The organism is Streptomyces sp. NPDC025618 (assembly GCF_055558795.1).
On the sequence record NZ_JBVHLW010000052.1, the window covers coordinates 1 to 14,370 of the forward strand.

13 protein-coding genes are annotated in these 14,370 nt (G+C 73.7%); 1 reads left to right on the forward strand and 12 read right to left on the reverse strand.

The window, feature by feature from the left end; translation table 11 throughout:
- Positions 1-194: 194 nt before the first annotated feature.
- The 4 genes from der to ACZ4A5_RS28320 form a co-directional block, all read right to left on the reverse strand.
- Positions 195-1,658, reverse strand: coding sequence for a ribosome biogenesis GTPase Der (gene der, locus ACZ4A5_RS28305; protein ID WP_398872358.1), 1,464 nt, complete (start codon positions 1,656-1,658; stop codon positions 195-197).
- Between the two features lie 50 nt (positions 1,659-1,708).
- Positions 1,709-2,344: a lysophospholipid acyltransferase family protein gene (locus tag ACZ4A5_RS28310; protein WP_467590308.1), complete on the reverse strand. Its 636-nt coding sequence runs from the start codon at positions 2,342-2,344 to the stop codon at positions 1,709-1,711.
- A gap of 64 nt (positions 2,345-2,408) precedes the next feature.
- Positions 2,409-3,140: a (d)CMP kinase gene (gene cmk / locus ACZ4A5_RS28315; protein ID WP_398872356.1), complete on the reverse strand. Its 732-nt coding sequence runs from the start codon at positions 3,138-3,140 to the stop codon at positions 2,409-2,411.
- A gap of 111 nt (positions 3,141-3,251) precedes the next feature.
- Positions 3,252-4,337, reverse strand: coding sequence for a prephenate dehydrogenase (locus ACZ4A5_RS28320; RefSeq protein WP_467590241.1), 1,086 nt, complete (start codon positions 4,335-4,337; stop codon positions 3,252-3,254).
- 271 nt (positions 4,338-4,608) lie between these two features.
- Here ACZ4A5_RS28320 and ACZ4A5_RS28325 point away from each other — a divergent pair, with 271 nt between their 5' ends.
- Complete coding sequence (locus ACZ4A5_RS28325) at positions 4,609-4,971, forward strand: DUF952 domain-containing protein (RefSeq protein ID WP_229324618.1); 363 nt, start codon at positions 4,609-4,611, stop codon at positions 4,969-4,971.
- 67 nt (positions 4,972-5,038) lie between these two features.
- On the opposite strand, the gene ACZ4A5_RS28330 is transcribed toward ACZ4A5_RS28325, so the two are convergent.
- From ACZ4A5_RS28330 to ACZ4A5_RS28365, 8 genes are all read right to left on the reverse strand, one after another.
- A complete protein-coding gene (locus tag ACZ4A5_RS28330; protein ID WP_467590244.1) occupies positions 5,039-6,385 on the reverse strand; it encodes a pseudouridine synthase in 1,347 nt (448 codons plus the stop codon).
- On the reverse strand, positions 6,385-7,044 hold the full coding sequence (scpB, locus tag ACZ4A5_RS28335) for an SMC-Scp complex subunit ScpB (protein ID WP_467590247.1): 660 nt from the start codon (positions 7,042-7,044) through the stop codon (positions 6,385-6,387). Before scpB ends, ACZ4A5_RS28330 begins: the two co-directional genes overlap by 1 nt.
- Positions 7,041-7,967 carry a segregation and condensation protein A gene (locus tag ACZ4A5_RS28340; protein WP_467590250.1) on the reverse strand — a complete coding sequence of 309 codons (927 nt, stop codon included), beginning with the start codon at positions 7,965-7,967 and terminating at the stop codon, positions 7,041-7,043. The genes scpB and ACZ4A5_RS28340 overlap by 4 nt, the downstream gene beginning before the upstream one ends.
- A 154-nt stretch (positions 7,968-8,121) precedes the next feature.
- Positions 8,122-8,652, reverse strand: coding sequence for a hypothetical protein (locus tag ACZ4A5_RS28345; RefSeq protein WP_467590252.1), 531 nt, complete (start codon positions 8,650-8,652; stop codon positions 8,122-8,124).
- The gene (locus ACZ4A5_RS28350; RefSeq protein ID WP_398872342.1) at positions 8,637-9,764 is read right to left on the reverse strand and encodes a ParA family protein; all 1,128 of its coding nucleotides are present in this window, start codon (positions 9,762-9,764) and stop codon (positions 8,637-8,639) included. Before ACZ4A5_RS28350 ends, ACZ4A5_RS28345 begins: the two co-directional genes overlap by 16 nt.
- A gap of 320 nt (positions 9,765-10,084) precedes the next feature.
- Complete coding sequence (gene ald, locus ACZ4A5_RS28355) at positions 10,085-11,200, reverse strand: alanine dehydrogenase (protein ID WP_467590310.1); 1,116 nt, start codon at positions 11,198-11,200, stop codon at positions 10,085-10,087.
- A gap of 150 nt (positions 11,201-11,350) precedes the next feature.
- Complete coding sequence (locus ACZ4A5_RS28360; RefSeq protein WP_467590256.1) at positions 11,351-13,534, reverse strand: tetratricopeptide repeat protein; 2,184 nt, start codon at positions 13,532-13,534, stop codon at positions 11,351-11,353.
- Positions 13,535-13,668: 134 nt separating this feature from the next.
- Positions 13,669-14,301 (reverse strand): NUDIX domain-containing protein, encoded by a 633-nt coding sequence (locus tag ACZ4A5_RS28365; protein WP_467590259.1) that lies wholly within the window; start codon positions 14,299-14,301, stop codon positions 13,669-13,671.
- Between the last annotated feature and the right edge of the window lie 69 nt (positions 14,302-14,370).

The following is a 14,370-nucleotide window of genomic DNA, read 5'->3' on the forward strand; positions in this document are numbered from 1 at the left end:
CCCCCCCCCCCCCCCCCCCCCCCCCCCCCCCCCCCCCCCCCCCCCCCCCCCCCCCCCCCCCCCCCCCCCCCCCCCCCCCCCCCCCCCCCCGCGTCGCGAGACGGCCGCGTCCGCGGCTTCTGAGCCGGGCCGAGTCACCCCGGGCCCGGCCGTCGGGGCCCGGGCCTCCGCCACGTCCCCGCCCTGCTCAACCGCTACTTGTTGCGCCCGCGCTTCTCCCGCACCCGCACAGAGATGTGGATCGGCGTCCCCTCGAAGCCGAACTCCTCGCGGAGGCGGCGCTCGATGAAGCGGCGGTAGCCCGCCTCCAGGAAGCCGGAGGCAAAGAGCACGAAGCGCGGGGGCTTGGTGCCCGCCTGCGTGCCGAAGAGGATGCGCGGCTGCTTGCCACCGCGGACCGGGTGCGGGTTGGAGGCGACGATCTCACCGAGGAAGGCGTTCAACCGCCCGGTGGGGATACGGGTCTCCCAGCCCGCGAGGGCAGTCTCGATCGCCGGGACGAGCTTCTCCATGTGGCGGCCCGTACGTGCCGAGACATTGACCCGCGGTGCCCACGCGACCTGCGCGAGCTCGGTCTCGATCTCGCGCTCCAGGTAGTAGCGGCGCTCCTCGTCGAGGGTGTCCCACTTGTTGAACGCCAGGACCATCGCACGCCCGGCCTCGACGGCCATGGTGATGATCCGCTGGTCCTGGACGCTGATCGACTCGCTGCAGTCGATCAGGATGACGGCGACCTCGGCCTTCTCCACGGCGGCCGCGGTACGCAGCGAGGCGTAGTAGTCCGCGCCCTCCTGGAGGTGGACGCGGCGGCGGATGCCGGCGGTGTCCACGAACTTCCAGGTCACGCCGCCGAGCTCGATCAGCTCGTCGACCGGGTCGCGGGTGGTGCCGGCCAGCTCGTTGACGACGACGCGCTCCTCGCCCGCGACCTTGTTCAGCAGGGAGGACTTGCCGACGTTCGGGCGGCCGATCAGGGCGATGCGGCGGGGGCCGCCGGTGCCGGCGCCGCCGAAGGTCTGGGCGGGTGCCTCGGGCAGCGCCTCCAGGACCGCGTCGAGCATGTCGCCGGTGCCACGGCCGTGCAGGGCGGAGACGGGGTGCGGCTCGCCCAGGCCCAGCGACCACAGGGCGGCGGCGTCGGCCTCGCCGGACTGGCCGTCGACCTTGTTGGCGCAGAGCACGACGGGCTTGCCGGCCCGGCGCAGCAGCTTGACGACGGCCTCGTCGGTGTCGGTGGCGCCGACGGTGGCGTCGACGACGAAGACGACGGCGTCGGACGCCTCGATGGCGTACTCCGCCTGCGCGGCCACGGAGGCGTCCAGGCCGAGGACGTCCTGCTCCCAGCCGCCGGTGTCGACGACCTTGAAGCGGCGGCCGGCCCACTCGGCCTCGTAGGTGACGCGGTCACGGGTGACGCCGGGCTTGTCCTGGACGACGGCCTCGCGGCGGCCGATGATGCGGTTCACCAGGGTCGACTTGCCGACGTTGGGGCGGCCGACGACGGCGAGCCGGGGCAGCGGGCCGTGGCCGGCCTCCTCCAGGGCGCCCTCGATCTCCGAGGCGTCGAAGCCTTCCTGCGCCGCGAGCTCCATGAACTCCGCAAACTCGGCGTCGCCAAGCTCACCGTGCTCGTCGCCGGAGTGGATCTGGTCGTTCATGAAGTCCGTTCCTCGTTCATCGTCATCGGTGGGCCGCTGTGCGCGGTCCACTACTCGAAGTCTCGCGGGGGCCGTGAGGTCTCCCCCGGAATGACACCGGGGCGGCCGGTGAGCCGCCTGGCGTCGGCCAGGTGCGCGGCGAGGCGCTCCTGGATCGTCACGGTCGCCTGGTCCAGCGCCGTGCGCGTGCGCCGCCCGCTGCCGTCCCCCGCCTCGAAGGCGTCGCCGAAGACGACGTCGACGCGGCTGCGCAGCGGCGGCAGGGCCCGTATCGCCCGGCCGCGGCGCTCGGCGCTGCCGAGGACCGCGACGGGCACGATCGGCGCCCCGGAGCGGACGGCGAAGTAGGCGAGCCCGGCGCGCAGCGACGCGAAGTCGCCCTCGCCGCGGGTGCCCTCGGGGAAGATCCCCAGGACGCCGCCGTGCTCCAGGACCTCCAGCGCACCGCTGATCGCGGTGCGGTCCGGGCCCGAGCGGTCGACCTTCAGCTGGCCGATCCCGCGCAGGAAGGGGTCCAGCGGTCCGACGAAGGCTTCCTTCTTGATCAGGAAGTGCACCGGCCGGGGCGCGGTGCCCATCAGCATCGGGCCGTCGACGTTGTGGGAGTGGTTGACCGCCATGATGACGGGCCCCGCGGCGGGCACCCGCCAGGCGCCCAGCACACGGGGCTTCCACAGCCCGTACATGAGGCCGATGCCGATCCGCCGGCCGACGGCGGCACCGGACGCGGAGGCCGTCGCGCCGCCCGCCTCACGCACTCCCGGTCACGCTCCGCCGCTCCTCGACGAGGGTGACCACGCACTCGATGACCTGATCGAGCGTCAGGTCGGTGGTGTCCACCTCGACCGCGTCGGCGGCCTTGGCCAGCGGGGAGGTCTTGCGGCCGGAGTCGGCCGCGTCCCGCTTGACCAGGGCGGCCTGGGTGGCGGCCAGGTCGCTGGCCTCCTTGCCCTTGAGCTCGCCGCTGCGGCGGGCGGCGCGGGCCTCGGCCGACGCGGTCAGGAAGATCTTGAGGTCGGCGTCGGGCAGCACGGTGGTGCCGATGTCCCGGCCCTCGACGACGATGCCGTGCGGCGCCTCCGCGGCGATGGCCCGCTGGAGCTCGGTCAGCCGGGCGCGGACCTCGGGGACGGCGCTGACGGCGCTGACCGCGGAGGTGACCTCCCGGGTGCGGATGGGCGCCGCGGCGTCGGCCCCGTCGACCGTGATGCTCGGCGCGGACGGGTCGGTGCCGGAGACGATCTCCGGCTTGCCCGCGGCGTCGGCCACCGCGGCGGCGTCGTCGACGTCGATGCCGTTGCTCAGCATCCACCAGGTGATCGCCCGGTACTGGGCGCCGGTGTCCAGGTAGCGCAGCCCGAGCTTCGCGGCCACGGCCTTGGAGGTGCTGGACTTGCCCGTGCCGGAAGGACCGTCGATGCCGACGACGACTGCTGCCGGTGCGATCCGGGCGGCGGTTACGGCATTGCCGGCGTTGTTCACGGTGTGAGACACCTTCCTCGTGCACGGGGGTTACGTTTCGGCGGTGCGGACGGTGCGTCCTATACAGCCTCAGACAAGGTTACTGGCTCACCGCCCGTCCTCTCGCCGGGCCTACTGCCGGATCGACCAGCCGCGGTCCGTCAGGGCCGTGATCAGCACCGGCACGGCGCGCGGCTCGACCATCAGCTGCATCAGGCCCGCCTGCTGCCCGGTGGCGTGCTCGATGCGGACGTCCTCGATGTTGACGCCCGCCCGGCCCGCGTCGGCGAAGATGCGGGCCAGCTCGCCCGGCTGGTCGCCGATGAGGACGGTCACCGTCTCGTACGCCGTGGGGGCCGCGCCGTGCTTGCCCGGGACGCGGCCGCGGCCCGCGTTGCCGCGGCGCAGGACGTCCTCGATGCCGGCCGCGCCCGCCTCCCGGTCGTCCTTGTCCGCGGAGTCCAGCGCGCGCAGGGCCCGCACGGTCTCGTCGAGGTCGGCGGCGACGGCGGCGAGGATCTCGGCGACGGGGCCGGGGTTGGCGGAGAGGATGTCGAGCCACAGCCGCGGGTCGGAGGCCGCGATCCGGGTGACGTCGCGGATGCCCTGGCCGCACAGGCGCACGGCGGTCTCGTCGGCGTCCTGGAGGCGGGCCGCGACCATGCTGGAGACCAGTTGCGGGGTGTGGGAGACGAGGGCGACGGCCCGGTCGTGGGCGTCGGCGTCCATGACGACGGGGACGGCACGGCACAGGGAGACCAGTTCGAGCGCGAGGTTGAGGACCTCGGTGTCGGTCTCGCGGGTGGGCGTGAGCACCCAGGGGCGGCCCTCGAAGAGGTCGGCGGTGCCCGCGAGGGGCCCGGAGCGCTCCCGGCCGGCCATGGGGTGCGTGCCGAGGTAGCCGCTGAGGTCGCAGCCCAGCGCCTCCAGGTCGCGGCGGGGGCCGCCCTTGACGCTGGCGACGTCGAGATAGCCGCGGGCCCGGCCGCCGCGGATGGCCTCGGCGAGGGTCGCGGCGACGTGCGCGGGGGGTACGGCGACGACGGCGAGGTCGACGCGGCCTTCGGGCTCCTCGTCCGTGCCGGCGCCGAGGGCGGCGGCCGTACGGGCCTGGGCGGGGTCGTGGTCCATGAGGTGGACCTGGACCCCGCGGCTGTGGAGCGCGAGCGCGACCGAGGTGCCGATCAGTCCGGTACCGATGACGAGAGCGGTTCTCACTGACGGTGTCCTTGCGGAGAGCGGAGAGTGCCCGCCCAGCCTAGGTCGTGCCCGGCACGTCCCGCGCACGGGCTCCGCCGGTGGCTCCGCGCCGGCCTCCGCTGCACGGCTCCGCCGCGTGGTCCTCCGCCACCGGAAGGGCTGCATGTGCCGGTCACGGTCCGCGGGATCCGGCCCGACGGGTCCCGCGCGCGGACTTCGCGCCACGTCCGGGAGCGCTGCCCGGCGATGGTCCGCCCGTGGAGCCCGGCGACCCGGTACAACCATGTACATGATCTACCACGTGGTGCCCCTGGACGACTGGCTGGCCGTGCCCGACCGCCCGTACTCCCCCGCCTCCCTCTCCGACGACGGCTTCGTGCACTGCTCCCCCGACGAGGAGACGACGCTCGCGGTGGCCTCCGCCTTCTACCGCGACACCCCAGGCCCGCTGATGGTGCTGCTGATCGACGAGCACAAGCTGGACGTGATGGTCCGCTGGGAGGCCGCGGACCCGGCGCCGCCGCCCGGAGTCGCGCCCGGCACGCTCTTCCCGCACGTCTTCGGCCGGATCAACCGCGAGGCCGTGGAGGGAATGATGGAGATCCAGCGCGACGAGGAGGGCCGGGCGACGGGGCTCGCGGTCTGGTCGTGAGACACGCGTGCCGTACGGGCCGGGTGGACCGGCCCGTACGGCACGTGTGAAGGACCCGCGGTGCGGCCTAGAGCTCGACCTCGCGCATCAGCATGCCGACCTCGGTGTTCGTCAGGCGGCGCAGCCAGCCCGACTTCTGGTCGCCCAGCGCGATCGGCCCGAAGGAGGTGCGGACCAGCTTCTCCACCGGGAAGCCCGCCTCGGCCAGCATCCGCCGGACGATGTGCTTGCGGCCCTCGTGGAGCGTGACCTCGACCAGGTAGTTCTTGCCGGTCTGCTGGATCACGCGGAAGTTGTCCGCGCGGGCCCAGCCGTCCTCGAGCTCGATGCCGCTCTTGAGCTGCTTGCCGATGTCGCGCGGCAGCGGGCCCGTGATGGCCGCGAGGTAGGTCTTCTGGACGCCGTAGCGGGGGTGCGTCAGGCGGTGGGCCAGCTCACCGTGGTTGGTGAGCAGGATGATGCCCTCGGTCTCCGTGTCGAGACGGCCGACGTGGAAGAGCCGGGTCTCGCGGTTGGTGACGTAGTCGCCGAGGCACTGGCGGCCGTCGGGGTCCTCCATGGTGGAGACGACGCCGGCCGGCTTGTTGAGCGCGAAGAAGAGGTACGACTGGGTGGCGACGGTCAGGCCGTCCACCTTGATCTCGTCCTTCTCCGGGTCGACGCGCAGGCCCTGCTCGGTGACGATCCGGCCGTTGACCTCGACGCGGGCCTGGTCGACGAGCTCCTCGCACGCGCGGCGCGAGCCCATGCCGGCCCGGGCCAGCACCTTCTGCAGGCGCTCGCCCTCCTGCTCGGCGCCGGGGAAGGTCTTGGGGGTCTTCACCTGGGGCTTGTTGTGACGCTCCCGGTTGCGCTCCTCGATCTTGGCGTCGAGCTCGCGCGGGCGGGCCGGGGCGTAGCCGTGGCCGCGGGCGGGACCGCTGCTGCGCCCGCCGGAACCGGCCGTGGAGCTCTTGCGCGGGCCGCCCTTGGCGCCACCGCGGGCGGACGCGCCGCGGCCGCTGGTGGGACCGCTGGCGCGGCCGCTGTTGGCACCGCCGCGGGTGCGCTCGGCGTCGGGGCCCACGTCGTAGCGGCGCTCCTCGGGGCGCGGCCGGCGCGGGCGCTCCTGCTGCCGGTCATCACGGCGGTCGTCCCGCCGGTCACCGGCGCGCCCGCCGTCGAACCGCCCGCCGCCGGAGCGGCCGCTGTCAGGACGCCCGCCCGAGCGCCCGCCGTCAGGACGCCCGCCGGAGCGGCCACCCTCGGGGCGCCCGCCCGAGCGGCCGCCGTCGAAGCGACCGCCCTCGGAGCGCCCGCCGCCCGAGCGCGCGCCGCCGGAGCGCCCGCCCCCGGACGACGGCCGGGGGGACCCTCCTCGGGCGCCCCGGTCGTCCCGGTTGCCGCTTCCGCTGTTCCTGCCGCTGCTTCGCATCAAAGTTCCGTCTTGTCGTCTGCGTCGGTGTCCGGTGCGTCCGGATCGAACGACGGCACACCTTCCTGAGTGTCGCCCTCGATCGCGTCCGCCTCGGGGAGGAAGGGCGCGAGCTCCGGGAGCTCGTCCAGGCCCCTCAGGCCCATTCGCTCCAGAAAGTAGTTCGTCGTCCTGTACAGGATCGCACCTGTTTCGGGTTCCGTCCCCGTCTCCTCCACCAGACCGCGCTGGAGGAGGGTGCGCATGACGCCGTCGCAGTTCACCCCGCGTACGGCGGAGACCCGCGAACGGCTGACCGGCTGACGGTACGCGACAACGGCCAGGGTCTCCAGCGCGGCCTGGGTCAGCCGCGCCTGGCGGCCGTCCAGGACGAAGCTCTCGACGGCGTCGGCGTACGCGGCCCGGCTGGCGAAGCGCCAGCCCCCGGCGACGTTCCGCAGCTCGAAGCCGCGCCCTTGGACGGTGTATTCGTCGGCCAGTTCGCGCAGGGCGTCCGCCACCTCGCGGGGGCCGCGCTCCAGGACGCGGGCGAGGTAGTCCTCGCCCACCGGCTCGTCGACGACCATGAGGACGGCTTCCAGGGCGGGCTTCAGCGGGAGCCCGGCCACGTCGCGCGGCCCGGCGGGGGCCGCCTCCCCGGTGGCGTTGTCGTGGGTCACGCTGTGGCCTCCCCGGCCTCGTCGGCTGTGCTCTCGCGGTCGAATTCGTCGGTCACCAGCGGCTCGTCCTCGCCCTCCGCGCCGGTCCAGAGGACCGTCAGCGCGCCCAGGGCCTCGTCCTGGTCGAGGGCGACGGCGCGCTCGCGGTAGAGCTCCAGCAGGGCCAGGAAGCGGGCGACGACGGTCAGGGTGTCGGGGGCGTCCTCGGTGAGCTGTCCGAAGCTCGCCCGCCCCGCCGAGCGCAGCCGGGCGACCACGACGGCGGCCTGTTCCTGGACGCTGACCAGCGGCGCGTGGATGTGCTCGACGTAGACCTGGGGCGCGGCCCTTGGCCGCATCGCCTTGACCGCGAGCTCGGCCAGGCCCTGCGGGCCGATGCCGAGGACGACCTCGGGCAGCAGCTCCGCGTGGTGCGGCTCCAGCCCGACCGTACGGGGGTGGCGGCGCTCCTCGGCCGCCAGCCGCTCGCCGAAGATGTCGGCGATCTTCTTGAAGGCGCGGTACTGCAGCAGCCGGGCGAAGAGCAGGTCCCTGGCCTCCAGGAGGGCGAGGTCGGCCTCGTCCTCGACCTCGGCGGCGGGCAGCAGCCGGGCCGTCTTGAGGTCGAGCAGCGTCGCGGCCACGACCAGGAACTCGGTGGTCTGGTCGAGGTCCCAGTCCGGGCCCATGGCGCGGAGGTGCGCCATGAACTCGTCGGTGACCTTGGACAGGGCGACCTCGGTGACATCCAGCTTGTGCTTGGAGATCAGCTGGAGGAGCAGGTCGAACGGCCCCTCGAAGTTGTCGAGCCGCACGGTGAACCGGCCGTCGCCCTGCTCCTCGGGGGCGGGCGCCGCGGCGCCGCCGCCGTCCGCGGGCGGTCGCGCGCCGGGCCCGTGACCGAGGGCTCGGCGGGCCTGGGGGACGGCGGGTGGGGCGGGCATGGGATTCGGTCGCTGTCCAGGGGTCGCGGGTGGTACGGGCCGGTCCGGGGGGCAGCCCCACGGCTCGTACGCATCCGTACGGGCCTGTGGGGGCCGCTGCGGGCCGCCGGCGGCGGCACCGCACTCCGGACGGGCAGGCTATCGGCGAACGCGCTCAGCGGCCGCGCAGGCGGCGCACGAGGATGCTCGCGTCGCCCCGCGACTCCAGGTCGGCGAGGACGACGGCGACGGCCTCGCGGACGATCCTGCCGCGGTCGACGGCCAGGCCGTGCTCGCCGCGCAGCACCAGCCGGGCGTGTTCGAGGTCCATGAGCTCCTCGGCGGAGACATAGACGGTGATCTTCTCGTCGTGCCGCTCGCGGCCGCTGGGCCTGCGGTTGGCGGCCCGGCCGCGGCGGCGGCCCTGGGCCGGGGCGACGGGCTCGGCGCGGGTGCGGTCGGAGGCCTGCGCGGCGGCGCGGCGCTCGCCCGCGGCCTCCCGCTCGGTGCCGGCCGTGCCCCGCCCGCCGTGCTCGGCCCGGCCCTCATCACCACCGCTCTCCGCGGCCTCGGGCTCGGCGGCCGGGCCGGGGACCCGGGGCGCCGCGTCGCCGCTCGCCTGCCGGCGGGGGGAGGACTGCAGTCCGGTCCCCCCGGTCGTGCGGAACAGTTCGTCGGCGCCGGGCAGACTCACTCGGCGTGACACCGGGCGAGCACCTCCCTGGCGAGCTGACGGTAGGCGGCGGCACCCACGGAGTTGGAGGCGTACGTGGTGATCGGCTCGCCCGCGACCGTGGTCTCGGGGAAGCGGACCGTCCGGCCGATGACCGTGTGGTAGACGTGGTCGTCGAACGCCTCGACCACGCGCGCGAGCACCTCGCGGCTGTGCACGGTCCGCGAGTCGTACATCGTGGCGAGGATGCCGTCCAGCTCCAGCTCGGGGTTGAGCCGCTCCTGGACCTTCTCGATCGTCTCGGTGAGCAGGGCCACACCGCGCAGCGCGAAGAACTCGCACTCCAGCGGCACGATCACCTTGTGAGCCGCCGTCAGCGCGTTGACGGTGAGCAGGCCGAGCGAGGGCTGGCAGTCGATGACGATGTAGTCGTAGTCGGCCAGCAGCGGCTTCAGGGCGCGCTGGAGCGTCGACTCGCGCGCGACCTCGCTGACGAGCTGGACCTCGGCCGCCGACAAGTCGATATTGCTGGGCAGCAGGTCCATGTTGGGCACGGCCGTCTTCAGGAGCACCTCGTCGGCCGACATGCCCCGCTCCATGAGCAGGTTGTAGACCGTCAGGTCGAGCTCCATCGGGTTGACGCCGAGGCCGACCGAGAGCGCGCCCTGCGGGTCGAAGTCGACGAGCAGCACCCGGCGTCCGTACTCCGCGAGTGCCGCGCCCAGGTTGATGGTCGAGGTGGTCTTGCCGACCCCGCCCTTCTGGTTGCACATCGCGATGATCTTCGCGGGGCCGTGGTCGGTCAGCGGACCGGGGATGGGGAAGTACGGCAGGGGACGCCCGGTGGGGCCGATGCGCTCGCGGCGCTGCCGGGCAGCGTCGGGCGCGAGGGTGGCCGCGTACTCGGGGTCGGGCTCGTACTCCGCGTCAGGGTCGTAGAAGTGCCCCTCGGGCACGTCCTCGTAGTCGGCGAGCCGGGCGGAATCCGCTCCGCCGCGGTCGCCGGCCATGGCGTTCACGTGATGGCCGTCCATGCTCTGGTGGGCTGTCGGTGTGCTCTGGATGTTCTGGTGTGCCGCGAAGGTGTGGACAGCGACGGAGCCGACAGCTTCGAGTCCCATGGGACTCTGGCCCTGCGCAGACATTCCTGGGTGACCACCCCCGGGAGCAAATGTCGACTCATTCACAAGTCGTCCTACCTCCTTGGTGACCAGGAAACATCTAGATAGGTCAGCGTTGCACCATGCCGACGGTTGGCGACTCTATGGCGTGTCGGCGGTCCGCAGCAACACAATCCGCCGGAGACGGCACGATGTGTCGGCAATCGAACACCCTTCTGTCAAGGGCGTGCGACCTATTGCCCGGAAGTTTCGCGGGCCCTCGAAACGGCCCCGAAACGCCCCGGCCGGGCCTTGTGGAGCAAGGCCCGGCCGGGTGCGCGTTCTTGGCGTGTCGTGTTGACGACTCAGCCGAGGAGGTCGCTCAGTTCGAGGTGCGGCAGCCCGTGCGCCTCGGCGACGGGGCCGTAAACGACCTGTCCCTCGTGGGTGTTGAGGCCCTTGGCGAGCGCGGCGTCGCGGCGCAGCGCCTCCTGCCAGCCGCGGTTGGCCAGCTCCACGATGTAGGGCAGCGTGGCGTTGGTCAGCGCGTAGGTGGAGGTGTTCGGGACCGCGCCGGGCATGTTCGCGACGCAGTAGAAGACCGACTCGTGGACCTCGAAGGTCGGCTCCGCGTGGGTGGTCGGCTTCGAGTCCTCGAAGCAGCCGCCCTGGTCGATCGCAATGTCGACAAGTACACTTCCGGGCTTCATCTTGGCGACGAGCTCGTTGGTGACCAGCTTCGGGGCCTTGGCGCCAGGAATGAGGACGGCGCCGATGACGAGGTCGGCCTCGACGACGGCCTTCTCCAGCTCGAAGGCGTTGGAGACGATCGTCTGCACCTTGGTGCCGAAGACCTTGTCGGCCTCGCGGAGCTTGTTGATGTCCTTGTCGAGCAGGGTGACGTGGAAGCCCATGCCGACGGCGATCTGCGCGGCGTTCCAGCCGGAGACACCGCCGCCGATGACGACGGCCTTGCCCGCGGCGACACCCGGGACGCCACCCGGCAGCACGCCGCGGCCGCCGGCCGCGCGCATCAGGTGGTAGGCGCCGACCTGCGGGGCCAGCCGGCCCGCGACCTCGGACATCGGGGCGAGCAGCGGCAGGGCGCGGTTCGCGGTCTCGACCGTCTCGTACGCGATGGCGGTGGTGCCGGACTGGAGCAGCGCGTCGGTGCACTCACGGGAGGCCGCGAGGTGCAGGTAGGTGAAGAGCGTCTGGCCCTTGCGGAGGCGGTGGTACTCCTCGGCGATCGGCTCCTTGACCTTCAGCAGGAGGTCGGCGGTCTCCCAGACCTCGTCGGCGGTCTCCAGGATGTTCGCGCCCGCGGCCGTGTACTCGGCGTCCGTGATGGAGGAGCCGACACCGGCACCCTGCTCCACGTAGACCTGGTGGCCGTTGCGCACGAGCTCATGCACGCCGGCGGGCGTGATGGCCACGCGGAACTCGTTGTTCTTGACCTCGCGGGGGATGCCGACCTTCACGTCGATCACGGTCCTTGAATCAGAGAATGACAGGCTATTCCGGAAATGCCGGGGCACACCAGAGCAGACCGCGGCGCTCGCGGCTCAACCAGTCTAATGAAGGATCTCGCGCTGTCTAGCCTTGCAAAGCACCAATCTTCTGGCGATCAACTACTGATTTCGTAGGTAACCCTCGGTTGATGGGGGCTCGCACCGAGCAGCCGGGGCGGCACGGTCCACGGCGGGGCCCGCAGCGGGGTCCGCAGCGGGATCCACCACCGGGTCCGCGCTGGGACCGGCGGCCCCCGCGGCACCGGCCGGGCGCGCGAGAGGGGGTCCGGCGGCGGATATCGCGCCGCCGCCGGCCTCCGGCACCGCGCCCGCCGCCAGCAGCCGCCCGGCCTCCTCACGGTGCGCCCCGGCGCCGGTGGGGTCGCCGAGCCGCTCCAGGGTGTCCGCCAGCCGCAGCCGCACCGCCGCCTGAAGCCGTACGTCGCCCGCCTGCCGCGCGCACTCCACCGCCTCCCGGCACGTGCGCAGCGCGTCCTGCGGGCGGCCCGCGTACTCCTGCACCCGGGCGATCTCGGTCAGCGCCCGGGCGTGCCCCGGCAGATCGCGCAGCCTGCGGTGGGCGGCCGCCGCCGCGCGCCAGTCGCGCAGCGCCTCGCCCCACTGGCCCGCGTAGGTGTGGACGGCGCCCAGCCGCCCGTACAGCCGCGCCTCGTCGGCGAGTTCACCGCGCGTCAGCCGCAGCTCCAGGGCCCGGCGGTACCAGTCGGCGGCCCGCTGCCAGTCGCCCAGCTCCTGCTGCGCGGCGGCGATCGACTCCAGCGACCGGCTGATGGCGTACGGGTCACAGGCGTCACGCGCCGCGTCCAGCGCCTCGCGGTAGCGGCCCAGCGCGGTACGGGTGCGCCCGGCGCGGGCGTCGAGGTCGCCGAGGTTCAGCAGGGCCGCCGCCTTCTCCAGCGGCATCTCGCAGCGCTGCGCCACGTCCAGCACGAGCTGGTGCAGCCCGTAGAGCTCCGGGCCCGCCTCCTCGGCCCCCAGATGGGCCGTCAGCGCCCGGGTCAGCGCGGAGACCAGCCGCCGCGCGAGGGTGTCCAGGCGGCCGTCCTCGACGGCCAGCCGCGCCGCCGCGAGCAGCGCGGGCAGCCGTCCCCGCAGCCACTCCTCGGCGGCCCGCGGCGAGGGGAAGCGCAGCGGCCGCGGCAATTCGGCGAGCCGCTTGCGGGTCAGCGGGTCGCACGTCTCGGTGGTCGCCCGGCACGAGTGGAGCTGACGCACCGTCCGTTCCAGCATCCGGGCCCGCGCCAACTCGACCTCCGCGGGCCGCTCCTGGGTCTCCAGCAGCGACCGCAGCATCGGCGCCAGGCAGCCGGGCACCCAGTACTGCGCCGGAACATGGCCCACCGCGGGTTCGGGGCGCAGCATGCCCCGGGCGGCGAAGTCCTCCAGCGCGGTCTGCGCGGCGGCCACCGAGCAGCCCGCCAGCGCGGAGGTGGTGTGCGCGTCGGCCGGACCGGCCGGGGCCAGCGCCAGCAGCCGCAGCATCCGGGCGGCGGGCGGCGGCAGCGCCTCGTGGGCGAGCCAGAAGGCGCGCGCCACCGTGCGGCCCGCGCTGTCGAAACCCTCGGCGGGCGGCAGCTCGCGCAGCCGGGTGGCGACGTCGGCGACGGAGACCTTGGAATCGGCGGCCAGCCAGCCGCCGATCAGGACGAGCGCCGCGGGCTGGCCGCCGCACTCCTCCACGACGGCGCTCGCGGCCACCGGGTCGCAGGTGATCCGGGTCGGTCCGGCGTACCGTTCCAGCAGCTCTATGGCCGCCGCCTTCTCCAGGCCGCCCAGGGTGCAGGGCCGCACGTCGGGCACGCCGGTCAGCGGGCCCCGGGAGACGGCCACGACCAGGCAGTCCGACTCGTCCGGCAGCAGCGGGTCCACCTGCTCGGCGCCCGCCGCGTCGTCGAGGAAGAGCAGCGCCTTGCGCCCGTTGAGCGCGGTGCGCAGCGCCTGGGTGAGCTCGTCCTCCTCCGCCCCGGCGGGCACGGGCGCGCCGACGGCGGTGAGCAGGGCGCGGGCGGTGCGCTCGGTGGGGACGGGCTCGCCGTCGGCGCCCGTGAGGCGGGCGCGCAGCACGCCGTCGGGGTAGTCGCCGGCCAGCCGGCGGGCGAGCTCCTCGGCGAGCGCCGTACGGCCGGAGCCGGGGCGCCCGGCGATCAGGAGGACCCTGCTGCGGGGCGACTTGCGGCCCGCGAGGGTGTCGAGTCCGGTGCGGTCGATGTCGGCCCGCAGCTCCTCCAGCTCACGGCGGCGCCCGACGAACACCGGTCGCTGAGGCTGCGTCACGGGGCCCACTCTCTTCCCTGCACGCCCTGAGCCTAGTTCACGCTCCGGTGGGGTCCCGGACACGCGACGCCCGCTCCATGAAGATCACCTATTCGGTTCTCCGGACGGTCGGAGGAAAATTCCGGCGGGCCCCGGCGGCGCCGCTACGCCTCGAAGGGCCGGGCCGGCCACGGCGCGTCCGCGGGCCGCAGCGCGGCGAGGCCCGCCTCGCCGTCGCGGAGTACCGCCGAAAGCGCCAGCACGCCCACCACCAGGCAGTTGTTGTGCAGCTCCCCCGCGAGTACGCCCCGCACCAGTTCCTCGAGCGGCACACGGGCGAACTCCATGTCGGCCTCCTCCTCGAAGACCTCGAAGCGCTCGCCCTCCGCCTCGGACAGGCCGCGGGCCAGGAAGACGCGGACGGCCTCGTCGCAGCCGCCGGGCGTGGTGTAGACGTCGGTGAGGACCCGCCAGTCCTCGGCCTTGACGTGCGCCTCCTCGAACAGCTCGCGCTGGGCGGCGTGCAGCGGGTTCTCGCCGGGGACGTCGAGCAGCCCGGCGGGGATCTCCCACAGCCGCTGGCGCACGGGGTGGCGGTACTGATTGAGGATGAGCACCCGGCCCTGCTCGTCGAGGGCGAGGACGGCGACCGAGCCGGGGTGGACCTGATAGTCACGGGTGACGGCGGAGCCGTCGGGCATGACGACCCGGTCGGTGCGCACGCTGGTCTTGTTGCCGGTGAACGGGGTCGCGGTCTCGGTGACCTGCCACTCCTCGGCGGTGTCCTTGATGCCCATCTGCGTCCTCCCAAAAAACGAAAAACCGGGGTGGGGGCCCACAAGGCCCCCACCCCGGCAACCGTATAG

Bases quoted from the DNA above. Each gene is read 5' to 3' on its own strand.
- der (WP_398872358.1), bottom strand. From the start codon at position 1,658: ATGAACGACCAGATCCACTCCGGCGACGAGCACGGTGAGCTTGGCGAC.
- ACZ4A5_RS28310 (WP_467590308.1), bottom strand. From the start codon at position 2,344: ATGTACGGGCTGTGGAAGCCCCGTGTGCTGGGCGCCTGGCGGGTGCCC.
- ACZ4A5_RS28325 (WP_229324618.1), top strand. From the start codon at position 4,609: ATGATCTACCACGTGGTGCCCCTGGACGACTGGCTGGCCGTGCCCGAC.
- ACZ4A5_RS28330 (WP_467590244.1), bottom strand. From the start codon at position 6,385: ATGCGAAGCAGCGGCAGGAACAGCGGAAGCGGCAACCGGGACGACCGG.
- ACZ4A5_RS28340 (WP_467590250.1), bottom strand. From the start codon at position 7,967: ATGCCCGCCCCACCCGCCGTCCCCCAGGCCCGCCGAGCCCTCGGTCAC.
- ACZ4A5_RS28350 (WP_398872342.1), bottom strand. From the start codon at position 9,764: ATGTCTGCGCAGGGCCAGAGTCCCATGGGACTCGAAGCTGTCGGCTCC.
- ACZ4A5_RS28365 (WP_467590259.1), bottom strand. From the start codon at position 14,301: ATGGGCATCAAGGACACCGCCGAGGAGTGGCAGGTCACCGAGACCGCG.